The 22,322-nt window shown below is 73.8% G+C and carries 22 protein-coding genes and 1 pseudogene; 15 read left to right on the forward strand and 8 right to left on the reverse strand.

Going from position 1 to position 22,322, the window contains the following annotated elements; genetic code table 11:
* Nucleotides 1–102 precede the first annotated feature (102 nt).
* Nucleotides 103–744: a TetR/AcrR family transcriptional regulator gene (locus ACIG5E_RS02920; RefSeq protein WP_396531087.1), complete on the forward strand. Its 642-nt coding sequence runs from the start codon at nt 103–105 to the stop codon at nt 742–744.
* A gap of 16 nt (nt 745–760) precedes the next feature.
* Here ACIG5E_RS02920 and ACIG5E_RS02925 read toward each other — a convergent pair whose 3' ends face one another.
* On the reverse strand, nt 761–2,062 hold the full coding sequence (locus ACIG5E_RS02925; RefSeq protein WP_396531089.1) for an amidase: 1,302 nt from the start codon (nt 2,060–2,062) through the stop codon (nt 761–763).
* A gap of 25 nt (nt 2,063–2,087) precedes the next feature.
* On the reverse strand, nt 2,088–2,306 hold the full coding sequence (locus ACIG5E_RS02930) for a hypothetical protein (protein ID WP_396531090.1): 219 nt from the start codon (nt 2,304–2,306) through the stop codon (nt 2,088–2,090).
* Nucleotides 2,307–2,593: 287 nt separating this feature from the next.
* Between ACIG5E_RS02930 and ACIG5E_RS02935 the strand changes: the two genes are divergently transcribed.
* Together ACIG5E_RS02935 and ACIG5E_RS02940 are read left to right on the forward strand one after the other, a co-directional pair.
* A complete protein-coding gene (locus tag ACIG5E_RS02935; RefSeq protein ID WP_396531091.1) occupies nt 2,594–3,565 on the forward strand; it encodes an LPXTG cell wall anchor domain-containing protein in 972 nt (323 codons plus the stop codon).
* Between the two features lie 99 nt (nt 3,566–3,664).
* Nucleotides 3,665–4,423: a hypothetical protein gene (locus ACIG5E_RS02940; RefSeq protein ID WP_396531092.1), complete on the forward strand. Its 759-nt coding sequence runs from the start codon at nt 3,665–3,667 to the stop codon at nt 4,421–4,423.
* An 82-nt stretch (nt 4,424–4,505) separates the two neighbouring features.
* Here the strand turns inward: ACIG5E_RS02940 and ACIG5E_RS02945 are convergent, their stop codons facing one another.
* Nucleotides 4,506–5,132, reverse strand: a complete 627-nt coding sequence (locus tag ACIG5E_RS02945; protein WP_396531094.1) for an ATP-binding protein — start codon at nt 5,130–5,132, stop codon at nt 4,506–4,508.
* 229 nt (nt 5,133–5,361) lie between these two features.
* Between ACIG5E_RS02945 and ACIG5E_RS02950 the strand changes: the two genes are divergently transcribed.
* The 11 genes from ACIG5E_RS02950 to ACIG5E_RS03000 all read left to right on the forward strand — a co-directional run bounded on the left by ACIG5E_RS02950 (nt 5,362) and on the right by ACIG5E_RS03000 (nt 17,619).
* A complete protein-coding gene (locus ACIG5E_RS02950; protein ID WP_396531095.1) occupies nt 5,362–6,168 on the forward strand; it encodes a hypothetical protein in 807 nt (268 codons plus the stop codon).
* Nucleotides 6,169–6,366: 198 nt separating this feature from the next.
* Nucleotides 6,367–7,113, forward strand: a complete 747-nt coding sequence (locus tag ACIG5E_RS02955; RefSeq protein WP_396531096.1) for a YcnI family protein — start codon at nt 6,367–6,369, stop codon at nt 7,111–7,113.
* Nucleotides 7,114–7,190: 77 nt separating this feature from the next.
* Nucleotides 7,191–7,850, forward strand: a complete 660-nt coding sequence (locus ACIG5E_RS02960) for an SCO family protein (protein WP_396531097.1) — start codon at nt 7,191–7,193, stop codon at nt 7,848–7,850.
* A complete protein-coding gene (locus tag ACIG5E_RS02965; RefSeq protein WP_396531099.1) occupies nt 7,847–8,350 on the forward strand; it encodes a copper chaperone PCu(A)C in 504 nt (167 codons plus the stop codon). Before ACIG5E_RS02960 ends, ACIG5E_RS02965 begins: the two co-directional genes overlap by 4 nt.
* A 13-nt stretch (nt 8,351–8,363) precedes the next feature.
* Nucleotides 8,364–10,412 carry a FixH family protein gene (locus ACIG5E_RS02970; RefSeq protein ID WP_396531101.1) on the forward strand — a complete coding sequence of 683 codons (2,049 nt, stop codon included), beginning with the start codon at nt 8,364–8,366 and terminating at the stop codon, nt 10,410–10,412.
* Complete coding sequence (efeB, locus tag ACIG5E_RS02975) at nt 10,409–11,674, forward strand: iron uptake transporter deferrochelatase/peroxidase subunit (RefSeq protein WP_396531102.1); 1,266 nt, start codon at nt 10,409–10,411, stop codon at nt 11,672–11,674. Before ACIG5E_RS02970 ends, efeB begins: the two co-directional genes overlap by 4 nt.
* A gap of 117 nt (nt 11,675–11,791) precedes the next feature.
* On the forward strand, nt 11,792–12,727 hold the full coding sequence (gene pheA, locus ACIG5E_RS02980) for a prephenate dehydratase (RefSeq protein WP_396531443.1): 936 nt from the start codon (nt 11,792–11,794) through the stop codon (nt 12,725–12,727).
* A 518-nt stretch (nt 12,728–13,245) separates the two neighbouring features.
* Entirely contained in the window at nt 13,246–14,520 is a 1,275-nt protein-coding gene (serS, locus tag ACIG5E_RS02985) for a serine--tRNA ligase (RefSeq protein WP_396531103.1), read from the forward strand.
* Complete coding sequence (locus tag ACIG5E_RS02990) at nt 14,517–15,350, forward strand: HAD family hydrolase (RefSeq protein ID WP_396531104.1); 834 nt, start codon at nt 14,517–14,519, stop codon at nt 15,348–15,350. Before serS ends, ACIG5E_RS02990 begins: the two co-directional genes overlap by 4 nt.
* Before the next feature lie 201 nt (nt 15,351–15,551).
* Nucleotides 15,552–16,283 carry a FadR/GntR family transcriptional regulator gene (locus ACIG5E_RS02995; protein ID WP_396531105.1) on the forward strand — a complete coding sequence of 244 codons (732 nt, stop codon included), beginning with the start codon at nt 15,552–15,554 and terminating at the stop codon, nt 16,281–16,283.
* 94 nt (nt 16,284–16,377) lie between these two features.
* The gene (locus ACIG5E_RS03000) at nt 16,378–17,619 is read left to right on the forward strand and encodes a CynX/NimT family MFS transporter (RefSeq protein ID WP_396531106.1); all 1,242 of its coding nucleotides are present in this window, start codon (nt 16,378–16,380) and stop codon (nt 17,617–17,619) included.
* 62 nt (nt 17,620–17,681) lie between these two features.
* Here the strand turns inward: ACIG5E_RS03000 and ACIG5E_RS03005 are convergent, their stop codons facing one another.
* The 5 genes from ACIG5E_RS03005 to ACIG5E_RS03025 form a co-directional block, all read right to left on the reverse strand.
* Nucleotides 17,682–18,398 (reverse strand): ABC transporter permease, encoded by a 717-nt coding sequence (locus ACIG5E_RS03005; RefSeq protein WP_396531107.1) that lies wholly within the window; start codon nt 18,396–18,398, stop codon nt 17,682–17,684.
* Between the two features lie 52 nt (nt 18,399–18,450).
* Nucleotides 18,451–19,368: an ABC transporter ATP-binding protein gene (locus tag ACIG5E_RS03010; RefSeq protein WP_396531108.1), complete on the reverse strand. Its 918-nt coding sequence runs from the start codon at nt 19,366–19,368 to the stop codon at nt 18,451–18,453.
* 38 nt (nt 19,369–19,406) lie between these two features.
* A complete protein-coding gene (locus ACIG5E_RS03015) occupies nt 19,407–20,306 on the reverse strand; it encodes an ABC transporter permease (protein ID WP_396531109.1) in 900 nt (299 codons plus the stop codon).
* Complete coding sequence (locus ACIG5E_RS03020) at nt 20,290–21,375, reverse strand: ABC transporter ATP-binding protein (RefSeq protein WP_396531110.1); 1,086 nt, start codon at nt 21,373–21,375, stop codon at nt 20,290–20,292. The genes ACIG5E_RS03015 and ACIG5E_RS03020 overlap by 17 nt, the downstream gene beginning before the upstream one ends.
* A gap of 95 nt (nt 21,376–21,470) precedes the next feature.
* A complete protein-coding gene (locus ACIG5E_RS03025) occupies nt 21,471–22,052 on the reverse strand; it encodes a hypothetical protein (RefSeq protein ID WP_396531111.1) in 582 nt (193 codons plus the stop codon).
* 51 nt (nt 22,053–22,103) lie between these two features.
* Between ACIG5E_RS03025 and ACIG5E_RS03030 the strand changes: the two are divergent.
* Nucleotides 22,104–22,319: pseudogene (locus ACIG5E_RS03030) on the forward strand (LLM class flavin-dependent oxidoreductase); the annotation flags it as partial.
* Nucleotides 22,320–22,322 lie beyond the last annotated feature (3 nt).

The raw sequence follows: 22,322 nt of genomic DNA on the forward strand, positions 1-22,322 counted from the left end.
GGCGAGATATTAGCACGACCGTTCGTGCAGTTTTCAGGGCTCTCCAGAGGTTCGGGCACTACCCTGGGCGACACCCACTGCGAGAAGGAACGAGGGCGCACGATGGCCGGACCGAGCACCGACGGACGGGTCCTGCGCGGCGAGGAGACCCGCCGGGCGGTGCTGCGCCGCGCCGTCGGGATCGCCTCCGTCGAAGGCCTGGACGCGCTGTCCATCGGCCGCCTCGCCACCGACCTCGGGCTCAGCAAGAGCGGCGTGTTCGCCGGCTTCGGCTCCAAGGAGGAGCTGCAGCTCGCCACCGTCCGCGCCGCCCGCCGGATCTTCGCCGACGCCGTCGTCGCACCGGTCGCCGACACCCCGCCCGGCCTCGCCAGGACCCGCGCGCTCTGCGAGAGCTGGCTCGCCTACTCACGGACCCGGGTCTTCCCCGGCGGCTGCTTCTTCTACGAGGTCACCGCCGAGTTCGACGCCCGCCCCGGCGCCGTCCGGGACGCCCTGGCCGGCTGCGCCCGGGAGTGGCACGGGACGGTCGTCGAAGCCCTCATCGACGCCCGCACGGCCGGCGCCCTGCGCCCCGACACCGACCTCGACGACCTCGCCTTCGCCCTGATCGCGGTGCTGGAGACGGCCAACTCGCAGGCCGTGCTGCACGAGGAGGACGTCCCCTACCAGCGGGCCGGCCGCCTCCTGCTCCGCCTGCTGCGCGCCGAGGCCACCGACCCGGCCGACCCGGCGCTCGCCTGACCGTGTCGGGCGCGCCCTAGCCCAACAGCCCTTCCAGCACGGCGGCTTGGGCCAGCAGCCGTTCGTCCCCACCCGCCACGCCGACCACCTGGAGACCGAGCGGCAGCCCCTCCGCGGTCCGCCCGGCCGGCAGGCTCAGCGCGGGCAGGCCGAGGTAGCTCCACGGCAGCGACATCACCGCGTCCCCGGTGCTGTGCAGCCCCTCCGGCGCACCGCCCGGCGCGGACGGGGCCAGCCACAGGTCCACCCCGGCCGCCGCGGCCGCTCCGGCCACCCGCTCGCGCAGCCGCTCCCGGAACTGCAGCGCGGCCAGGCGGTCCTCCGCCGCGACCCCCTGGCCGACCCGGATGCTCGCCACCGTCTCCGGCCGGTACAGACCGCCGAACCGGGCGAACCAGTCGGCGTGGCTGCGAGCCAGCTCGAACCGGTTCACGGTCTGCAACTGCCGGGTGACCTCGGCGAAGTCGGGGAGCAGCGGCACCCTGCGCACCACCAGCCCGGCCCGCGTCAGCCTCGCCACCTGCTCCTCGAAGGCGCGCAGCGCGGCCGGTTCCGCCCGCTCCAGGTACGGGCCGTCCGGCACCCCGAGCACCGGCGCCGACACCGCCCCCGCGGGCCGCCAGTCGTCGCACAGCAGCGGGGCCGCCAGCACCGCGCCCGCCAGGTCGGCGGTGAACACGCCCAGGGTGTCGAAGCTCGGCGCGTTCGGGATCACCCCCGCGATCGGGATCCGCCCGTACGTCGGCCGGAAGCCCACCACCCCGCAGTACGCGGCCGGGCGGATCACCGAACCGACCGTCTGGGTGCCGATCGCCAACGGCACCAGCCCGGCCGCGACCGCCGCCGCCGAGCCGCTGCTGGAACCGCCCGGGGTGTGCCCCGGGTGGTGCGGATTGCGGGTCGGACCAGGGGCGCTCGCGGCGAACTCGGCGGTCACCGTCTTGCCCGCGACCATCGCCCCCGCCGCCAGCAGCCGGTCCACCACCACGGCCTGCGGGCCCGCCAGCACGCCCGGCGGCAGGGCGGAGCCACCGTGCGTGGGCAGCCCGTCCACGCGCACGATGTCCTTGACCCCCACCGCCACGCCGTACAGCGGCGGCCGCCCGTCCGGCTCGGGGTACCGCGCGGCCAACTCCCGTGCCCGCGCCTGCAGTCGGTCGTGCCGCCCCGGCTCCGCCACGAAGGCGTGCAGCAGCGGGTCCACCCGCTCGACCAGCGCGCAGAAACGCTCGACATGCTCGGGCAGACCGGGCACACCGGCCCGCAGCGCGGCGGCCTCCCGGGTCAACGACCGTGACCGGACCAGAGGTTCGTCCATACCGAGCACGGTAGCGCCCGGCCGTTCACTGGTGCTCGGCCGACAGGTACGGCGTCTCGCGCAGGAAGTACGCCCCACAGGTGTGGCAGCACAGCTCCGGGGTCCTTCCCCAGTCCACCGCCTCCCGCACCGGCGCCCCCGGATCGAGCTCCCGGCCGCACATCGCCACGCTCTGCCCGCCCCGGACCATGTGCCACAGCCGCACCCCGCCGGCCTCCCCCTCGGGGCCGTACTCGGCTCGCATCCGATGCATCATGCCCTCCATCGTCCGACCGCCCCGCACCCCCGGCAACCGGGGCCGCCGGGCGCCGCGCCACGGTACGCACCGCACCACGCCGGGAACCCCCGTACACCAACGACACAAGGGCCGCCGGGCACCGTCCGAACCGCGCCACCCCCGCCGGAATCCGGCCTCGGCGGCTCGATAGTGTGCGCGATCGCGACCCGCCCCGGCGCCCCGCGCCCGGGGCTCCGCGCCCGGGGCTCCGCGTCGCCCACCACAGCCTTCCTTCCACAGCTGGAGCACCGATCGTGCGCTCTTCCCGCCTCCTGGCCACCGCGGCTCTGGTCGCCGTCACCTTCGGCGCCACCGTCGGCGCCGCCACCGCCGGCGCCGTCGGGGTCCCCACGACCCCCTCCGCCACCGCGGCCCCGAGCGCCACCGCGACCCCGAGCGCCCCCACCACCCCCGGCGGCGGCCCCACCGCCCGGCCGAGCAACGTCCCGACCCCGCCGATGCCCTCGCCCAACCTGCCCTGCCCCGGCGGGTACCACGTGGAGGACCTCAAGGTCACCGGCAGCGGCCTGTCCGGCGTCACCCTGGTCAAGGGCGGCGCCGCCCAGGAGGCGACGGTGACCTTCGAGAACAACTCCCCTGTCGATCTGAAGAAGTTGAGCACCTACTTCTTCGTCACCGACATCGGCGGCGAGGAGGGCTCGGCCAACCAGCCGACCTGGGGCAAGGACGCCTTCACCGTCCAGGCGAAGCTCCCCGGCGGCGACTGGAAGCCGGTCAGCCAGGACGCCATCAAGAACAACATGACCTACATCCGCGCCGAGCTCGGCACGTTCAAGCTCGCCAAGGGCGAGAAGCTCACCCTCCAGGTGCGCCTCGCGGCCACTGACAAGGCGCTCAGCACCCAGTACTTCGCCCAGCTCGGCGGCGACTCCGAGTCCTTCCCCAGCAAGGACGTCCCGGGCGTGCGCCAGGGACCGGAGGGCAGCTGCAGCGGCTTCACCGGCACGTACCGCATCCCCAACCTGTTCAAGGTCGTCGACGGCACCCCGGCCGCCAGCGGTTCGCCCTCGGCCCCGGCCGCCGCCCCCGCCACCCCCTCCGCCTCGATGTCGGCCTCGGCGTCGGCCTCGGCGGGCCCGGAGCTGGCGCACACCGGTGCCTCCTCCAACACCCTGCCGATCGCCCTCGGCGGCACGGCCGTGCTGGCCGCCGGCGCCGGCACCCTGTTCGTCCTGCGCCGCCGCAAGGCGGGCGCGCACGGCTGATCCTCCGACAGATGAACCGAGGGGCGCGGACAACCGTTCGGGCCCCTCGGTGGTCTTCCCCCGGAGAGTGAACCCCGACCCCACCGCTGGAGCCCACCGATGCGTCCCGCCCGCCTTCCCGCCGCCTGCACCCTGCTCGTGCTCACCGCCGGTCCGGTCGCCCTCGCCACGGTTCCCGCGCTCGCCGCCGACGCCCCGGCCACCGCCCCCGCCACGACGCCCGCCGCGACGCCGTCCGCCACCCCGACGGCCCCCGCCGGGACCCCCTCGGCCACCCCGACCGCCACCGGCTCCCCGGCGACCGACTGCCCGGAGGGCACGACCGCCGACCCGATCCCGGTCACCAGCAGCAGCGATGCCCCGGGCGAACTCGCCATCACCTTCACCAACCCCGGCACCACGACGGTCAAGCAGCTCGCCACCACCATCGCCCTCGCCGACGCCGGCGGCGGCAGCCTCCCCGTCGAACTGCGCGCGGGGGCCGGCGCCTGGAAGTCCCTCACCGTCACCGGCACCCCGGTCAACACCGGCACCTACCAGCTCCCCCAGGGCCAGAAGCTCACCCTCACCGTGCGGCTCGCCGCCGGAGTCCCGCACGGCGACCACCGCCTCACCTTCACCGCCAAGTCCGAGATCCTCCCGAGCGGCTCCGCCCCGGCGAAGAAGTACACCTGCCCCCAGCTCACCGCCGGCTACACCGCGCCGCTCACCCCCACCAACCTCACTCCGGCCCCCACCCACCTCGCCGACACCGGCGCCGGCACCGCCACCCGCCCCCTAGCAATCGCCGGCACCACCGCCCTCCTCCTCGGCACCACCCTCCTCCTCCTCACCCGCCGCCGCCCCACCACCGACTGACCGGACCGGGGCCCGCATCGAACGGCGCGGTCCCCGCCCGCAGCCCCCTGCCCCGCTGCTCCCCGCCCGACGGGACGAGGCCCTACGACGCCGCCCGGAGCAGCGCGTCGTCCTGCCACTTGAGGATCTTGTCGAAGCTCACGATGGCCCCGCGGAGGGGGTGGTTGCGGAGCTGGACGTGGTCGGTGAGGGCGTGGATGAGGAAGAGGCCGCGGCCGGATTCGGCGGTGAGGTCGGGAAAGGTGTCGAGGTCGACCGGGCGGAGGGTGGGGGCCGGGGGGCGACAGGGGAGGACGTGGGTGTCGTACGGGTGACCGTCGCGGCGGGGGCGGTGGGCGGTGAGGACGCGGGCCGGGACGGTGGCGCGGCCGCGACGGTGGCGGCGGGGCGCGTGGCCGGCCGGGGCGGGGGTGGCCGGGCGGCGGACGGCGGGCGGGGCGCTGGGGGCGGGCAGGCCGGGGCCGGAGTCGGTGACCTCGATCCGCAGGCGGTCGCCGTTGATCGAGGCGGTGACCTGGAAGCCGTCGTCGGGCCGGCCGGTGGCGCCGTGTTCGACGGCGTTGGCGCAGGCCTCGGTGAGGGCGACGCCGAGGTCGTCGGCGATCTGCGGGTCGACGCCCGCGGTCGCCATGGCACCGAGCAGGATGCGCCGGGCCAGCGGGACGCTGGCCGGGTCGCGCTTGAGGTGCAGAGTCCACCAGATGTCCACGGGAGGTCCCTCCTGGCTGCGGCTCCACATACAACTAGGTATCTCCGGGCGAATCGGCGGCGAACCGTGCCCGGGGGCGGCTACCGCCCGTTCGGCGGATGGACTGGGGACGGGGTCTGTGCCGAAGGGCGCACGGGGTGGGGTGCACGCCGCGGCCGAACGGGGCATTCGTAGGGATTTCCCACCCTGCCCGTGTCGGCGGTGTACGCGATGAGATGATGGCCCGGCCATGACTGCCCTCCCCGCCGCCCCGTTCCAGGGCATCCCTGTACCGGCTCGGCCGGTGGGGACCGCCGCCTGGGACCTGCGGCTTGCCCGGGCGGTTCCGTTCGCGCTGGTCTGCACGCTGATAGCGGCCGCCGGGCACGCCCTGGCCGGTGGCGGGAACGTGCCGCCGACCGCGCTGGCGACGGGTTTCGCCGCGGTGCTGGTGCTCGCGGTGGCGTGCGGCGGACGGGAGCGTTCGCTGGCGGCCATCGCCGGGGCGCTCGGCGCGGGGCAGCTCGGACTGCACTGTCTCTTCCACGGTCTCAACGGCCACGGCTCCGGCATGCACCACGGCTCGATGTCCGTGCCGCAGGCGGCCGGTCGGCTGATCTGCAACGAGGCCCGGCCGGGCACGCTGGTCGGCCTGCCCGGCGGCACCTCCCCGGAGCAGCTGGTCTCCTCGGCGGGCCTGGATCCGCACGCGTACGCCGCCGCGCCGTGGTGGCAGGGCGGCGTGCTGGGGATGACGCCGTCGATGCTGGCCGGGCACCTGGCCGCCGCGCTGGTGGCGGGCTGGTGGCTGCGGCGCGGCGAGGCGGCGCTGTGGCGGCTGGTGCGGGTGGCCGCGTCGGCGGCCCGCGAGCACTGGGCGGCGCCGCTGCGGTGGGCGCTGGTGCTGGTGACCGCGCTGCTGCGCGGTCTGTTCGGCGTGGCCGGTCCGGCCCGGCGGTTCGGTGCGGGCGGCGGCGAGGGTCGGCTGCCCGCGAGCGCGGTGCTGCGGCACAGCGTGGTGCGGCGCGGTCCTCCGTGCGGGGTCTTCGCGTACTGACCCGGTGTTCCGCCGTACCCGTTGAGCGGTGGCGGTCGACCCGGTGAGGTGCGCGGTGTCCGGGCCGTTTCCGTCCGCCCAGGGCGACGGCGGCCCCTGGCTCTGCCCTCACACGTCCGCACGTGCGGCGCCGTCGAGGCACGGTTCCCCCGTCGCCCGGTACGGCCGGCCGCCGAGCTCCGATCGGAGACCCCCATCATGCGTTCCCTTCCCACCCGCCGCATCGCCGCCGTCGCCCTGACCACCGCCGCCTCCGTGGTGGCGCTGGCCGGCCCGGCCTTCGCGCACGTCACCGTGAACCCGGGCTCGGCCGCCCAGGGCGGTTACGCGACCGTCAACTTCCAGGTGCCGGACGAGAGCGACACGGCGAGCACGGTGAAGCTGGAGGTCAACCTGCCGCTGGACCACCCGCTGGCCTCGGTCCGGACCCTGCCGATGCCGGGCTGGACCTCGACCGTCGAGAAGTCCAAGCTCGACAAGCCGATCAAGGTGCACGGGAGCGACGTCAACGAGGCCGTCTCCAAGATCACCTGGACGGCCGACGCCGGCACCAAGATCGCCCCCGGCCAGTTCCAGGAGTTCAGGCTGTCGCTCGGCCCGCTGCCGACCGACGCCGACAGCATGGTCTTCAAGGCCCTGCAGACCTACGACAACGGCGACGTCGTCCGCTGGATCGACGAGGCCCAGGCCGGCCAGCCCGAGCCGGCCCACCCGGCGCCGACCCTGAAGCTCACCAAGGCCGCCTCCGGTGACGGCCACGGCGTCACCGCCTCCGCCTCCCCCGCCGCCCACGGGGACAGCTCCGACCACGCCGCCGCCGGCGACACCAAGTCCAGCGACAACACCGCCCGCACCCTCGGCGTGGTCGGCATCGTGGTCGGCGTGATCGGCACCGCCGTCGGCGTGCTCGGCCTGCGCCGCAAGAACAGCGGCTCCGCCTCCTGACCCCCGCACCGGCGGGGCCGTACCCGTAGACCGGTACGGCCCCGCCGGTGGTCCCCCTGCGCCCGATCGGATCCACCATGCCCCGCACCACCCGCCTGGCCGGCGCGGCCGCCCTCGCCCTGGCCGCCGCGCTCACCCTCTCCGCCTGCGGCTCCTCCGGCGGCGACTCGACCGCCGCGAAGGTCACCCAGCAGAAGGACGACAGCCCGTACCAGGGCACCAAGCTGGCCAAGAACTTCGAGAAGCCCGACCTCCAGCTGACCGACACCTCCGGCCAGCCGTACGACCTGCGGCAGCAGACCAACGGCAAGGCCACCCTGCTGTTCTTCGGCTACACCAGCTGCCCGGACGTCTGCCCGACCACCATGGGCGACATCGGCGTCGCGATGAAGGCGCTGTCCGCGGAGGACCGGAAGAAGATCAACGTCGTCTTCGTCTCCACCGACCCGCAGCGCGACACCCCCAAGGTGCTGCGCACCTGGCTGGACTCGATGGGCACCGACTTCATAGGCCTCACCGGCGACCTGGCGAAGGTGAAGACCGCCGCCAGGTCGCTCGGCATCATGATCGAGGACCCGGTGGTCAACGCGGACGGCACCGTCACCTCGACCCACGGCGCGCAGGTCCTGGCCTTCCTCCCCTCGGACGACAAGGCGCACGTGCTCTACATGAGCGGCACCGAGGAGAAGACCTACGAGCACGACCTGCCGCTGCTCGCCAAGGGCGTGGCGGCGTGACGGCGGCGAACCGCCGCTTCCGCCGCTCGGCCCTGGCCGGCGCGGTGCTGGCGACGGTCCTCGGCGGCGGGGCGATACTCGCCGCCTGCGGGACCGGCGGTACGGACGGCGCCGCGGCCGCCGACGCCGGGCCGGCGAAGCTGAGCGTGACCGACCCCTACATCCCGCTGCCCCCGGCGGGCGGGATGGGCGCCGGCTACCTGACCGTCCGCAACGACGGCGGGCCGGACCAGCTGGTCAAGGTGTCCAGCCCGGCCGCCGGGTCGGTCACCATGCACCGCTCGACCGCGTCGACCATGGAACAGGTGGACAGCCTGGACGTGCCCGCGCACGGCGCGCTGCAGCTCGCCCGCGGCGGCACCCATCTGATGATCATGGGTTGGCAGAAGGCCCCCGCCCTGGGCGACGAGCTGGAGCTCGACCTGACGTTCGCCAAGTCCGGCACCATCTCCGTCAAGGTGCCGGTCAAGGAGCTCACCTACCGTCCAGGCCAGAGTTAGGGGACCCGCCAGCATGGAGAAGGCCGCCCACCCCCGGATCGCCCACCCCCGGATCACCCGGCGCCGCCGGGCTGTCCCCCGCCGCGTCGTCGCCGCGATCGGACTGCTCGGCGCGCTGCTCGCGCTGATGCTCGCCGGCGCCGGTCCGGCCTCCGCGCACGCCACCCTGGACTCCACCGACCCGGCGCAGAACTCGGTGGTCGCCACCGCCCCGCAGGCGGTCACCCTGACCTTCAGCGAGACGGTCTCACTGTCCAGCGACTCGGTCCGGGTGCTCGACCCGGCCGGCAAGCCCGTGGACACCGGCAACCCGGCGCACGCCGACGGCAAGGGCGACACCGCCCGGGTCGGCCTCAACAGCGGGCTCGCCAACGGCACGTACACCGTCGCCTGGCGGGCCGTCTCGGAGGACTCGCACCCCGTCGGCGGGGCGTTCACCTTCTCCATCGGCGCGCCCTCGGACACCTCGGTGTCCGCCACCGCGCTGCAGGGCGCCAAGGCGGACACCCTGGTGGCCGCCCTGTACGGGACCGGGCGCACCGTCGCGTACGCGGCCTTCGCGCTGCTCGCCGGGGTCGCCGCCTTCGTGCTGGTCTGCTGGCCGGCCGGCGCCACCCGGCGCCCGGTGCAGCGGCTGCTGATGACCGGCTGGACGGCGCTGCTGGCCTCGACCGTCGCGGTACTGATGCTGCGCGGCCCGTACGAGCGCGGCACCGGCGTCGGGCAGGCCCTCGACCTGTCGCTGGTGCGCGCCACCCTGGACGAGCGGATCGGCACCGCGCTGGCCGCCCGGCTGCTGCTGCTCGCCGCGGCCGGGATCTTCCTGTCGCTGCTGGTCGGCCAGCTGGGGCAGCCGCCGAAGCCGGCCCCCGCGGCGGCCGCGGCGGACGAGGACGCCGAAGCTGCCGACGCCGAGGCCGCCGAGCTGCGCGCGCTGGAGCAGCGGGCCGCCGAGCGGCCGCAGCGCGAGGCCCGGCTCGGGCTGGGCGTGGCCGGGCTGGTGCTGTCGGTGGCGCTCTCCGCGACCTGGGTCGGCGCCGACCACGCCTCGGTGGGCATCCAGGTCTGGCTGGCGCTGCCGTTCGGCATCCTGCACCTGATCGCGATGGCGCTCTGGCTGGGCGGCCTGGCCTCGCTGCTGGTCGCGCTGCGCGAGGGTGTCGGCGCCGAGGTGGTGGACCGCTTCTCCAAGGTCGCCTTCGGCTCGGTGGCCGTGCTGGCCGCCACCGGGATCTACCAGTCCTGGCGGGGGCTGGGCAGCTGGGGCGCGCTGACCGGCACCGAGTACGGGAAGCTGCTGCTGGTGAAGAGCGGCTGCGTGGTCGTGATGCTGGGCGTCGCCTGGATCTCCCGCAGCTGGCTGGCCCGGCTGCGGTCGGCCCCGGCCGAGGCGGCCGAGGTCGAGCGGGCCGAGGTGCCCGAGCCGGTCGGCGCCGCGGCGCGCAGCGAGGACCCGGTGCGTCAGGCGCAGCTGGACCGTCAGCGGGCCGCCGCGGCGAGCGCCGGGCGCGAGCGCGGGCTGACCCCGACCCGGGCCGGGCTGCGCCGCTCGGTGCTGGTCGAGGCGCTGGTCGCGGTGGCGGTGCTGGTGGTCACCACGATGCTCACCAACTCCCCGCCCGGGCGGGTGGCGGGCGAGATCAGGGCGGCCGGGACCACGGCCGGCGCCGGGAACGCGGCCCCCGCGGCCACCGCGGCCCCGCAGACCGAGCCGGGCCGCGCGGTGGAGCTCAAGCTGCCGTACGACACCAAGGGCCGGACGCCGAACGCCAAGGGCACCGCGACCGTCACCCTCAACCCGGCCAGGACCGGCCCGAACGAGGTCAAGCTCGCGCTGGACGGCGCGGACGGCAAGCCAGTGGACGTCCCCGAGGTGCAGCTCGCCTTCACCCTGCCGGACCGCGACCTCGGCCCGCTGCCGGTCGCGCTCACCCCTGAGGGCACCGGCCGCTGGAGCGGCACCGCGCAGCTGCCGCTGACCGGCACCTGGGTGGTCTCGGTGCAGATCCGCTCCTCCGACATCGACCAGACCACCCCGACCCAGCAGTTCAAGATCGGATGAGCGCGGTGGACGACGAGGAGAAGGGCCCGGCGGGCCTCACCCGCCGGGCGCTGCTCGGCACGGCCGGCGCCGGACTGCTGGTCGGCGCCGGGGCCGGGGTGGCCGGGGCGGTCGCCTATGACCGCCCGGACGCCAGCGCGACGACGGGCGGCGGCGCGCTCGGCACCGGCCGGGTGCCGTTCCGCGGCGAGCACCAGGCGGGGATCCTGGAACCCCAGCAGGCCGGCGTCCGGCTGGCCGCCTTCGACCTGGCCGACGGGACCGGCCGGGACGGGCTGCGCACCCTGCTGCAGCGCTGGACCAAGGCCGTCGACCGGCTGACCGCCGGGGAGCCGGCGGAGGAGTTCGACAACCAGGTCGCGCTGGACGCCGGGCCGTGCTCGCTCACCGTCACCCTCGGCTTCGGCGCCGCGCTGTTCGACAAGGCCGGGCTGGCCGACCGCCGCCCGGCGGCCCTCGAACCGCTGCCCGCCTTCCCCGGCGAGGCGCTCGACCCGGCCCGCGGCGAGGGCGACCTGTTCCTCCAGATCGGCGCCGACGACGCGCTGGTGGCGGCGCACGCCCTGCGGACGCTGCAGAAGCTGGCGGCCGGTACGGCGGCGCCGCGCTGGCAGTCGGCCGGCTTCGCCCGGACCCCGGGCGCGACCGCGCGACCGATGACCGGGCGCAACCTGATGGGCCAGATCGACGGCACCAACAACCCCAAGCCCGGCCAGGACGGCTTCGCCGCCAAGGTGTTCTGCACTCCCGGCGGGGACCAGCCGGCCTGGCTGGCCGGGGGCTCGTACCTGGTGTTCCGGCGGATCCGGATGCTGCTGGACCACTGGGAGGAGCTGCCGGTGGAGCGCCAGGAGCGGGTGATCGGGCGGCGCAAGTCGGACGGTTCGCCGCTGAGCGCACCGGCCGGGTCGGGCGAGGGCACCGCGGTGGACCTCTCCGCCCAGGGCCCGGACGGCGGACCGGCGATCCCCTCCGACGCCCACATCCGGGTCGCGGCCCCGGCGGGCAACGGCGGGGCGGCGATGCTGCGGCGCGGCTTCTCGTACCACGACGGGGCGCTGCCGGACGGCTCGCCGGACGCCGGGCTGCTCTTCCTCGCCTTCCAGGCCGACCCGCGCAAGGGCTTCACCCCTGTGCAGCGCAAGCTCTCCCGGGCGGACGGGCTGTCCCGCTTCCTGCGGCACGAGGCGAGCGGGCTGTACGCCGTCCCGCCGGGTGTGCCGGCCGGAGGCTACCTCGGTCAGCAGCTGCTGGAGGGGTAGTTGGACAACTGCGGTCCCGGCCACTGGAACGCTTTCCTGCCGGGAGCGCGGAATCGTTATGGTGACTGTTTCGGCACCACCCCGTCCATGCACCACACCATCCGCAACGGAGGCGTCATGTCGGCCACCCGCTACACCTATCTCGGCCCGGCCGGCACCTTCACCGAGGCGGCGCTGCACACGCTGCCCGAGGCGGCGACCCGGGAGCTGGTGCCGCTGTCCTCGGTGGCGCTGGCGCTGGACGCGGTGCGCGGCGGGGAGGCCGCCGGGGCGTTCGTGCCGATCGAGAACTCGGTCGAGGGCGCGGTGACCGCGACCAACGACGAACTGGCCGCTGGCACGCCGCTGATGATCTACCGCGAGGTGCTGCTGCCGATCACCTTCGCGCTGCTGGTGCGGCCGGGCACCGAGCTGTCCGGGGTGAAGACGGTGACCAGCCACCCGGTGGCCCAGCCGCAGGTGCGCAAGTGGCTGGCGGCCAACCTGCCGGACGCCACCTGGGAGTCGGCCGCCTCGAACGCGGACGGCGCCCGGCTGGTCGCCGAGGGCCGGTACGACGGGGCGTTCGCGGGTGAGTTCGCGGCGCCGATCTACGGGCTGGACCCGCTGGTCAAGGAGATCGCGGACGCGCACAGCGCGACCACCCGGTTCGTGCTGGTCGGCCGCCCGGGGCGGGTCTCCTCACCGACCGGGGCGGACAAGACCTCGATGGTGGTCTGGCTGCCGGACGACCACCCGGGTGCGCTGCTGGAGCTGCTGCAGGAGTTCGCGGTGCGCGGGGTGAACCTGATGCGGATCGAGTCCCGGCCGACCGGGGAGGGGCTGGGCAGTTACTGCTTCCTGATCGACTGCGAGGGGCACCTGTCCGAGCGGCGGGTGGCCGAGGCGATGATGGGGCTCAAGCGGATCTGCCCGCAGGTGCGGTTCCTCGGCTCCTATCCGCGCGCCGACCGGCAGGGGTCCAAGCACCGGCGGCCGGGGACCTCGGACGAGGATTTCACGGCGGCGGCGGACTGGCTCTCCCGGGCGCTCGACGGGCGCGGGGACATCTGAGCGCCTTCTCCCGTCTTTCCGGCCTTTTCCGACCGTTATCGACCGGCCTGATCAAGCGCGGCGGGTGACCGTACCGTCATCCACAGGAACGTCCGGCTCCGGGGGCCGCTGTCCACAGGCCTCTCCGCTGTCCACAGCCGAAAGTTATCCACAGGCCTGGGGATGAGTCGACAAACCGGTATAGCCATTGCGCAGAACAGGTCGGATCATCGGTTTGCGTCGCAGAGATGACTAATCGGACCAGAGTCACCCGCTTGCCTGCAAATCACCCGTGCGAGTGCATCAATTCCCTCACCCGAGAAGGTTGATTGAGGTTTGAAACCTCAATTCCCTGGTTTCGTCGAGCGGACGCCGATCCTCCCCCGCCATCCACAGCCCTGGCCCCAGGCCTGTGGATAACGCGCCCCCGACCCGGACCCGGTGGATTCCCCACAGGAGTTATCCACAGGATCCGGTGAGTTATCCCCAGGGGAAAACCGGTACCGGTGGAGGAACGCCCGCCCGGTACGCTTGGCCCTGTGATTGACCTTCGCCTGCTCCGTGAGGACCCTGACCGAGTGCGCGCCTCGCAGCGCGTCCGTGGCGAGGACGTCGACGTGGTCGACGCCCTCCTCTCCGCCGACGAGCGACGCCGGTCCTCGGGCAGCCGCTTCGACGAACTGCGCAACGAGCAGCGGATGCTCGGCAAGCAGGTCGCCCAGGCCAAGGGCGAGGAGAAGACCGCCCTGCTGCAGCGCACCAAGGAACTGGCCGCCGAGGTCAAGGCCGCGGACGCCGAACAGAGCGCGGCCAAGGAGGAGGCGGACCGCCTGCTCCGCTCCCTGGCGAACCTCATCGACCCGGCCGCCCCGGTCGGCGGCGAGGAGGACTTCGTCACCCTGGAGGAGATCGGCACCCCGCGCGACTTCGCCGCCGAGGGCTTCGAGCCCCGTGACCACGTCGAGCTCGGCCAGCTGCTGGGCGCGATCGACACCGAGCGCGGCGCCAAGGTCGCCGGTGCCCGCTCCTACTACCTGACCGGTCCCGGCGCGCTGCTGGAGCTCGCCCTGGTCAACATGGCGATCGCCCAGGCCACCGCCGCCGGCTTCATCCCGATGATCACCCCGGCCCTGGTCCGCCCGGCCGCCATGGACGGCACCGGCTTCCTCGGCCAGGCCGCCGAGAACGTGTACCACCTCCCCGAGGAGGACAAGTACCTCGTCGGCACCAGCGAGGTCCCGCTCGCGGCGTACCACATGGACGAGATCATCGAGGCCGACAAGCTGCCGCTGCGCTACGCCGGCTACTCGTCCTGCTTCCGCCGCGAGGCCGGCACCTACGGCAAGGACACCCGCGGCATCATCCGCGTCCACCAGTTCGAGAAGGTGGAGATGTTCGTCTTCACCACACCCGAGGACGCGGAGAACGAGCACCGCCGCCTGCTCCAGTGGGAGAAGGACTTCCTCAACGCGCTGGAGCTGCCGTACCGGGTGATCGACGTCGCCTCCGGCGACCTCGGCTCCTCGGCCGCGCGCAAGTTCGACATCGAGGCCTGGATCCCCACCCAGGGCAAGTACCGCGAGGTCACCTCGACCTCCAACACCACCGAGTACCAGGCCCGCCGCCTGTCGATCCGGATGCGCGAGGAGGGCAAGACCCGCCCGCTCGCCACCCTGAACGGCACCCTGGTCGCCGTGCCGCGCACCATCGTGGCGATCCTGGAGAACCACCAGCAGGCCGACGGCACGGTCGTCCTGCCCGAGGCGCTGCGGCCCTACCTCGGCGGGCGGACCGTCCTCGAGCCGGTCAAGTGACCTCGACCGCACACCGGATCGGTGGTGACCTGCCCTACCGGCTGGTCGCCACCGACCTCGACGGCACGCTGCTGACCAGCGCGGAGACCGTCTCCGAGCGCACCCGCGCCGCCCTGGCCGCGGCCACCGGCGCGGGCGCGCTGCACATCGTGGTGACCGGCCGCTCGGCCGTCTGGGCCCGCCCGGTCTTCGACGAGATCGGCTACACCGGGATAGCGGTCTGCGGCCAGGGCGCCCAGGTCTACGACGCCGGCGCGCACAAGCTGCTCACCTCGCTCACCCTGGACCGCCGGCTCGCCGCGCTCGCGATCGAGAAGATCGAGGCCGAGACCGGCCCGCTGGCCGTCGCCTCCAACCAGGACGGCCTGGACGGCCAGGTGCTGACCGGCCCCGGCTACGAGCTGCTGATCGGCTCCGACCTCCCGGTCGTCCGGGTCGAGCGCGGCGAACTGCTCGGCTCCCCGGTCGCCAAGCTCTACATCCAGCACCCCGGCCTGACCGATGACCTCCTCGCCGAGGCCGCCCGGCGCGCCGCCGGCGACCTGGTCGGCGTGGTGATGGCCGGGGCCGGCGTGGTCGAGCTGCTGCCGCTGGGCCTGTCCAAGGCCACCGGCCTGGCCGTCGCCGCCCGCCGCCTGGGCGTGCGCGCCGCCGACACCATCGCCTTCGGCGACATGCCCAACGACGTGCCGATGTTCGGCTGGGCGGCGCACGGCGTGGCCATGGCCAACGCCCACGAGGAGCTGCTCGCCGTCGCCGACGAGGTGACCACGGGCAACGACGAGGACGGCGTGGCCGTCGTCCTGGAGCGCCTCTTCCCAGCGGTGTAGGGGCCCTGCCGCAGATTCGAGATCGACGCGGCCGGGCCGCCGAACGCCAACGGCGCCCCCGATCTGCGGATCACCTTCGTCGCCTACGGAACGCCGTCCACCGACGACTGACCACCCACGGCCGAGCAGTTGTAGGATGACCGGGCAAGCGGTTGTAGGATGACCGATGACCGGTGAGTGGTGTGCGAAGGGAGGCCCGGCATGAGCGGCGACGGCAACGGCCTGCAGGCGGCCGGGCGGCGATCCCTGGTGGACACCGCCATCGACCAGCTGCGCGAGCAACTCGCCGGCGGGGCCTGGCCGGTGGGATCGCAGATCCCCACCGAGCACGAGCTCGCCGAGCGGCTGCAGGTCGGGCGGAACACCGTGCGGGAGGCGATCCGGGTGCTGGTGCACGCCGGAATGCTGGTCTCCCGGCAGGGCGAGGGCACCTTCGTACGGTCCACCAGCGACCCGGCGGCGGTGCTGCGCGGCGTCCAGCGCTCGGGCATCCGGGACGTCCTGGAGGTCCGCGCCGCGCTGGAGACCGAGGGCGCCCGACTGGCCGCCCTGCGGCACACCCCCGAGGACATCCGGCGGATGCGGGCCGCGCTGGCCCGTGAGGCCGAGGTCTTCGCGGCCCACCCCGAGCGGGCCAGCCGCGAGGCCACCGTCGAACACGACCTGGAGTTCCACACCGCCGTCGTCGAGGCCGCGCACAACCCGGCACTGGCCGAGGTTTACCGCTACTTCGGCGCCTCCGTGCGCGAGGCGATGACCTCCGCCTTCGGCGACCACGAGATGCCCGAGGCGGTCGTGGCCACCCACGAGGCGCTGGTCGACGCGATCGAGAGCGGCGACCCGGACCGCGCCGAGACGGCGTGTCGCGCGCTGCTCGCCGAGCCCACCGCCGCCGTCGAGCAGCTGCTCGCGGCCATCGCGGCCCGGAAGTAGGACGGCGCGAGCCCCCGCTTCCGTCCGTCCCGCGGCCGGCGGCCGTCCTCGCCGTGCCCGCGCCATCCCTGATTCACGAAAGAACAGCACACCCATGGCCGTCACCCGTGCCCAGCAGCCGGTTGTCACCACCCCTGCCCCGCTCCCCGTTCGCACCCGGCTGGCCCACCCCGCCCTGCTGCTGACCGGCATCGTGCTGGTCGCGCTGAACATGCGCGCCTGCCTGGCCGCGGTCTCCCCGATGGTCGCCGAGATCCAGCGGACCTTCGGCCTGTCCGCCACCGCAAGCGGGCTGATCACCACCGTTCCGGTGCTGTTCCAGGGTGTCGGCGCGCCGCTCACCCCCCGGCTGACCCGCCGGTTCGGCGCCGAGCGCGTCGTCCTGGGCGCGGTGCTGGTGCTGGGCGCGGGCGTGCTGCTGCGGGTGCTGCCCTCGGCGTTCGCGCTGTACGCGGGCTGCGTGGTGATCGGCGTGGCCATCGCGGTGCTGAACGTGTCGATGCCGGGCCTGGTCAAGCGGGAGTTCCCGGACCGCGCGGCGACCATGACTGGCGTCTACTCGACCACCATGCTGGTCGGCGCGACCCTCGCCGCCGGTACGTCCGTCCCGCTGGAGCACGCGCTCGGCGGCGGCTGGCGGGCCTCGCTCGGCACCTGGTCGCTGCTCGCGCTGGTCGCGGCGGTGGCCTGGCTGCCGCAGGTGCTGCGCTCCCGGCAGGAGAAGGCCGCGGCGGTGGCCGCGGCCGCCCAGCCCGGCAAGCCGATCGAGGGCCTCTGGAAGTCCCCGCTGGCCTGGCAGATCAGCCTGTTCATGGGCATCTCGTCGCTGCTGGTCTACACCCTGGTCGCCTGGATGCCGACCATCCTGGCCGACCACGGCATGGACCGCGGCCAGGCCGGCCTGGTCTTCGCCTTCTCCAACCTGGTACAGGTGGCCGGCGCCTTCCTGGTGCCGCTGATGGCGGGCCGGATGACCAGCCAGCGCGCGCTGGCGGTCACCATGGCCGCCCTGAACGGGCTCGGCATCGCCCTGCTGCTGGTCGCTCCGGTCTCCGGCGCCTGGGTGTCGGCGGCCATCCTCGGCGTGGCCCAGGGCGGTTCGCTGGGCCTCGGCCTGGCGTTCATCGTGCTGCGCACCGGCACCGCGGCCGGCGCCGCCCAGCTGGGCGGGATGTCCCAGGCGATCGGCTACCTGGTCGCCGCGGCCGGCCCGGTCGGCGCCGGTGCGCTGCACCAGCTGACCGGCGGCTGGGAGGCCACCCTGATGCTGATGCTGGTGCTGGTCGTGGTGGTCGGCGCGGCGGGCTTCGGCGCGGGGCGCAACAAGACCCTCTGACGGTTGCCGCTCGTCGGCGGCCACGCCTCAGCGGCTACTCGTCGGCGGCTGCTCCTCGTCGGCTACTCCTCCGCCGCGAGGGTCAGCCCGGCGAGCTTCACCGAGGCCAGCACGCTCGCCCCGACGGTGACCACCAGCAGCAGCGGGACGGCCGCCCCGAGCGAGACGTCGGCGCCGATCGCGGTGTCCCCGGCCACCGCCTCGGCGACCGCCCGGCCCCACTGCTGGACGCTCAGCGTCCGGGCGCCCTCGACGAAGTTGCCGATCAGCGACTCCCAGATCAGCGCGTACGCCAGCCCGGCCACCACCGCGTGCCGGGTGACCACCCCGAGCAGCAGGAACAGCGCGCTGTACGCGGCCCCGGCGACCAGCACGGCCACGGTGTAGCCGAGCGCCACACCGTCCCGGGTGCCGTACAGCAGCAGCCCGGCGAGCAGCGTCGGGACGGCGGCGAACACCCAGGTGGTGCCGATCGCGACGGTCAGCTTGGTGGTGATGATCTTCCAGCGCGGCAGCGGCTTGGCCAGCAGGTAGACGATCGAACCGTCGTCGATCTCGGTGGCGATCACCCCGGTGCCGATCACCAGCCCGAGGATCGGGACGAGGGTGCCGAGGTCCAGCTGACCGAGGATCTTGACGGTCAAACTGTGCGCGTCGCCGTTCGACCCGCCCGCGATCGCCGAGACGATCAGCAGCAGGGCGGGCGCCATCAGCAGCAGGGCGCCGCGGCGGCGGCCCAGCAGGCCGCGCAGGGTCAGCCTGGCGACGGTCGGGTTCATGGTCGGTCGGCCCCTTCCTGGGTCCGGATTTCGGTGAGGGTCAGGCCGGGTGTCACGCGGAGACCAGGTACGAGAAGACGCTCTCCAGCGACTCGTCCGCCGGGGACACGGTGTACAGCCGGATGCCGGCCTCCCGGGCGACCCGGGGCAGCAGGGTGGTGAAGCCCTGGAAGTTCACCGCCTCGATCCGCAGCGCCCGCTCCCGCTCGTCCACCTCGATGCCGGTGGTCGAGCCGTCGGCGATCAGCGCGGCGGCGAGCCGGCGGTCGTCGCTGGAGCGGACCAGGTAGCGGTGCGGGCGGTCGGTCATCAGCCGCCGGATCCGCCGGAAGTCGCCCGAGGCGGCGTGCCGTCCGGCGACCACCACCTCGATGTGCCGGGCCAGCTGCTCGACCTCCTCCAGGATGTGGGAGGAGAACAACACCGTCCGGCCGTCCGCGCCGAAGCCGCGCAGCAGCTCCATCAGCTGCAGCCGCTGGCGCGGGTCCATGCCGTTGAAGGGCTCGTCCAGCAGCAGCACGGCCGGGTCGTGGACGAGCGCCGAGGCCATCTTGACCCGCTGCTTCATGCCCTTGGAGTACGTCCCGGTGCGGCGGTCCTTGGCGTACGCCATCTCGACCAGGTCCAGGGCGCGCCGGGCGGCGGCGCCGGGCTGGGGCAGGCCGTGCAGTTCGGCGTTGGCGAGGACGAACTCCCAGCCGGTCAGGTAGTCGTACATCGACTCCCGCTCCGGGACCAGGCCGATCTGCCGGTACACCTGCTGGTTGCGCCAGATCGGCGCGCCGTCCAGGGTGACCGCACCGCTGGAGGGGGCGAGGAAGCCGCTCATCATGTGGATGAGGGTGGACTTGCCCGCGCCGTTGGGGCCGAGCAGGCCGGTGATGCCGGGGCCGATCGACATCGTGATGTCGTTGACCGCGACCACGTTCCCGAACCAGCGGGAGACCTTGTCGATGGTGATGGTGGCCATGCCGCCCTCTCAGACCTCTCGCTAGACACTGCGGTTCATCAGATGCGGCTGTAGCGGCGCAGCAGGAGCCGGTACGAACCCGCCACCATCGCCACCGCGACCAGGGCGAACACCAGGGTGCCGAGCCCGCCCGGGGCGTGCCGGCGGTCGATGCCGGAACCGAGGTCGAACACCTCGTTGACCAGCGCCTCCACCAGGCCGCTGGGCGAGATCAGCGCCGTCCACTGGGCCGCGTCCGAGCCTCCCGGGCTGGGGCTGCTCATGCCCACCACGACCGTCGCGACCGTCGAACTCACCGCCAGGTAGCCCATGATGGCGGCCACCCCGAAGCCCCGGCGCGGGGTGCTCGCGGCGATCACCAGCGCGACCGAGGTCGGCACCAGGGCGTACAGCACGGCCGCCGCCAGGCCGGACAGGAACTGGCCGGTGTTGTGCCCGAAGTCCATCCCGGTGAGCAGCGCACCGGCGTACAGCACCACCAACGGGGCTGCCATCAGCAGGAGTTGGGCGCAGGCCATGGCGGCGAACTTGGCCCGGACGTAGTCGGCGCGGGTGATCGGTCGGGAGAAGTAGAGCGGGACGGTGTGGTAGCGGAGGTCCCGGGAGAGCAGCACCGGCGCCTGGGAGGCGAGGAAGATCGAGACGACCAGGCCGAGGTCGGAGAGGTAGCCGGCGTACTCGACCGGGAGCTCGTCCCGGTGCATGGCGACCGCGGCCGCGACGAAGATCATCGCCGGGACGGTGACCACGCCCAGCAGCAGCATCGGCAGCACCTTGGACTTGCCGGAGCGGCCGAGGCCGTAGGCGGCGCGCAGGCTCTGGGTGAAGAGCGAGCGGGTGGCGTAGGCGCGGCCGAGGCGGGGGCCGGTGTAGCCGCGGTAGCCGATGTCGTGGATGACACCGGTGTCGGCGGGCCTGGTGTCAAGAGGCTGCGGCATCGTCCGTACCTCCCCTGGCGTTCTCGTGGTCCTCGTCGGTGTCGCCGTAGTACGCGTCGTGCTCGTCGTCGGTGTCGGTGTCGTCGTCGTTGTCGTTGTCGTTGTCGTTGTCGGCGAAGAGTTCGGCGACCCGGTGTCGGCGCTGTTCCAACCGGACCAGACCGAGGCCGAGTTCGGCGACCGTGTCGCGGATGGTGTCGTAGGTGTCCTCGCCGGCCAGCCGGATCAGCAGCAGGTGCGAGCCCTCCGGCTGGACGTCCAGCCCGGCGGCGGCGAGCCGCTCCCGTACCTCGGCGCCCGGCTCGGCGATGGCGTCCTCCGGGTGGTCGGTGACCTCGACCGCGAGGACGGCCGTCGCCTCGGTGAAGGAGGCGGTGGAGGAGGAGCGCAGCAGCTTGCCGCCGTCGATGACCACCAGGTGGTCGCAGGTCCGCTCCAGTTCGCCGAGCAGGTGGGTGGTGACCAGCACCGAGATCCCGAAGTCGGAGTGGACCCGGCGGATCAGCCCCAGCATCTCGTCCCGGCCGGCCGGGTCCAGGCCGTTGGTCGGCTCGTCCAGCAGCACCAGTTTCGGGTCGTGCACCAGCGCCTGGGCGAGCTTGACCCGCTGCTTCATGCCGGTCGAGTAGCCGCCCATCGGGCGGTACCGCTCCTCGTACAGGCCGACGTGCCGCAGGGTGTCCGCGGTGCGCTCACGGGCGGCGGTGGCGGGCAGCCCCGCCATCCGGGCCATGTGCACCACGAACTCGGTCGCCGAGACGTCCGGCGGCAGGCAGTCGTGCTCGGGCATGTAGCCGACCCGCTCGCGGATCTCCGAGCCCCGGGTGGCGATGTCCAGGCCGAGCACCTCGCCGCGGCCTGAGGTCGCCGGGGCGAGCCCGAGCAGGATCTTGATCAGGGTGGACTTGCCCGCCCCGTTGGCCCCGACCAGCCCGACAACCCCGGGCCGCACCTCGACGGTCAGCTGGTCGAGGGCGGTGACCCGGGGGAACCTCTTGGTGAGGCCCTCGGTCTTGATGACAGCAGTGGACACGCCCTCAACGTAACGGCCTTGCGCCGCAAGGGCCATGAGCTGGAATGACGAGGTCCTCTACTGCCCCGGTATGACGTCGGGCCCGCTCCCCCTTAGGGGCCGGCCGGCCCGACGTCACGTCCGGCGCCGGATCAGGAGCTCGGACGCTCCCACATCTCGGTGACCTTGCCGGAGGCGTCGAGCGCGACCGTGTAGACGCCGCTCGAACAGGGGTAGAAGCCCTTCTGGTTCCCCGGCGTGGCGATGCACTCGTTGATGTGCTTCGCCAGGTCGGCCGCGTTGACGTCCTTCGGCGCGGCGACGACCGACCGGAGGTGGCCCTTGACGGTGGGGGCGAACTGCGCGGTCTTGTCGGGGCCCACCGCCTCGTGGGCGACGTCGTCGACGCCGCAGGCGTCCTTGGTCTCCTTGTAGACCAGGGCCGTCGCGCTGGTGCCCTTCTCCACGTTGATCCACTTCTGCCCGGCGGGCAGCGGGTCGCTGGTGCAGAAGCCCTGCGGGCCGCCGTCGGCGCCGCCGGACGGCTTGCCGCTCGGCGCGGGCTTGGCGGTGCCGGTGGCCGGGGCGCCGGTGGCCGACGCGGTGGCCGGGGCGGCCGTGGTGGTGGCGGTGCCGGCGCCCTGGTCCGACGAGTTGTCCGGACCGCAGGCGGCGAGGCCGAACGCGGCGGTGGCGACCAGAGCGGTGGCGAACAGCTTCCTGGAAACAGACATGACGAAAGAACCCCCGTTTAACGCATGATCAGCTATAGGTGCGGCGCACAGATTAGCGCCTCCCACCCACACCCACCCACCGCCGTCCACCGCGGCCGCCAGCGCCGCGCCCAACCGTCGTACACCTACGACCACCTGTCGTGGCGCAGCTTCCGGGACGAGCCGTGGTTCGGGTCCGTGCCGACGTCGACGGCGGCGGCGTGCGCCACCGAGCGGATCGGGCCGGGGACGCTGGTGGCCTCGGTCAAGCCTTTTTCACCTATCACAGCC

The organism is Kitasatospora sp. NPDC053057, assembly GCF_044546945.1.
GTDB lineage: Bacteria > Actinomycetota > Actinomycetes > Streptomycetales > Streptomycetaceae > Kitasatospora.

What these genes read in the sequence shown, in the direction of transcription:
- ACIG5E_RS02920 (WP_396531087.1), top strand. Translation starts at nt 103, where the DNA reads ATGGCCGGACCGAGCACCGACGGACGGGTCCTGCGCGGCGAGGAGACC.
- ACIG5E_RS02925 (WP_396531089.1), bottom strand. Translation starts at nt 2,062, where the DNA reads ATGGACGAACCTCTGGTCCGGTCACGGTCGTTGACCCGGGAGGCCGCC.
- ACIG5E_RS02930 (WP_396531090.1), bottom strand. Translation starts at nt 2,306, where the DNA reads ATGCGAGCCGAGTACGGCCCCGAGGGGGAGGCCGGCGGGGTGCGGCTG.
- ACIG5E_RS02940 (WP_396531092.1), top strand. Translation starts at nt 3,665, where the DNA reads ATGCGTCCCGCCCGCCTTCCCGCCGCCTGCACCCTGCTCGTGCTCACC.
- ACIG5E_RS02950 (WP_396531095.1), top strand. Translation starts at nt 5,362, where the DNA reads ATGACTGCCCTCCCCGCCGCCCCGTTCCAGGGCATCCCTGTACCGGCT.
- ACIG5E_RS02955 (WP_396531096.1), top strand. Translation starts at nt 6,367, where the DNA reads ATGCGTTCCCTTCCCACCCGCCGCATCGCCGCCGTCGCCCTGACCACC.
- ACIG5E_RS02960 (WP_396531097.1), top strand. Translation starts at nt 7,191, where the DNA reads ATGCCCCGCACCACCCGCCTGGCCGGCGCGGCCGCCCTCGCCCTGGCC.
- ACIG5E_RS02970 (WP_396531101.1), top strand. Translation starts at nt 8,364, where the DNA reads ATGGAGAAGGCCGCCCACCCCCGGATCGCCCACCCCCGGATCACCCGG.
- efeB (WP_396531102.1), top strand. Translation starts at nt 10,409, where the DNA reads ATGAGCGCGGTGGACGACGAGGAGAAGGGCCCGGCGGGCCTCACCCGC.
- pheA (WP_396531443.1), top strand. Translation starts at nt 11,792, where the DNA reads ATGTCGGCCACCCGCTACACCTATCTCGGCCCGGCCGGCACCTTCACC.
- ACIG5E_RS02995 (WP_396531105.1), top strand. Translation starts at nt 15,552, where the DNA reads ATGAGCGGCGACGGCAACGGCCTGCAGGCGGCCGGGCGGCGATCCCTG.
- ACIG5E_RS03000 (WP_396531106.1), top strand. Translation starts at nt 16,378, where the DNA reads ATGGCCGTCACCCGTGCCCAGCAGCCGGTTGTCACCACCCCTGCCCCG.
- ACIG5E_RS03005 (WP_396531107.1), bottom strand. Translation starts at nt 18,398, where the DNA reads ATGAACCCGACCGTCGCCAGGCTGACCCTGCGCGGCCTGCTGGGCCGC.
- ACIG5E_RS03010 (WP_396531108.1), bottom strand. Translation starts at nt 19,368, where the DNA reads ATGGCCACCATCACCATCGACAAGGTCTCCCGCTGGTTCGGGAACGTG.
- ACIG5E_RS03015 (WP_396531109.1), bottom strand. Translation starts at nt 20,306, where the DNA reads ATGCCGCAGCCTCTTGACACCAGGCCCGCCGACACCGGTGTCATCCAC.
- ACIG5E_RS03020 (WP_396531110.1), bottom strand. Translation starts at nt 21,375, where the DNA reads ATGGCCCTTGCGGCGCAAGGCCGTTACGTTGAGGGCGTGTCCACTGCT.
- ACIG5E_RS03025 (WP_396531111.1), bottom strand. Translation starts at nt 22,052, where the DNA reads ATGTCTGTTTCCAGGAAGCTGTTCGCCACCGCTCTGGTCGCCACCGCC.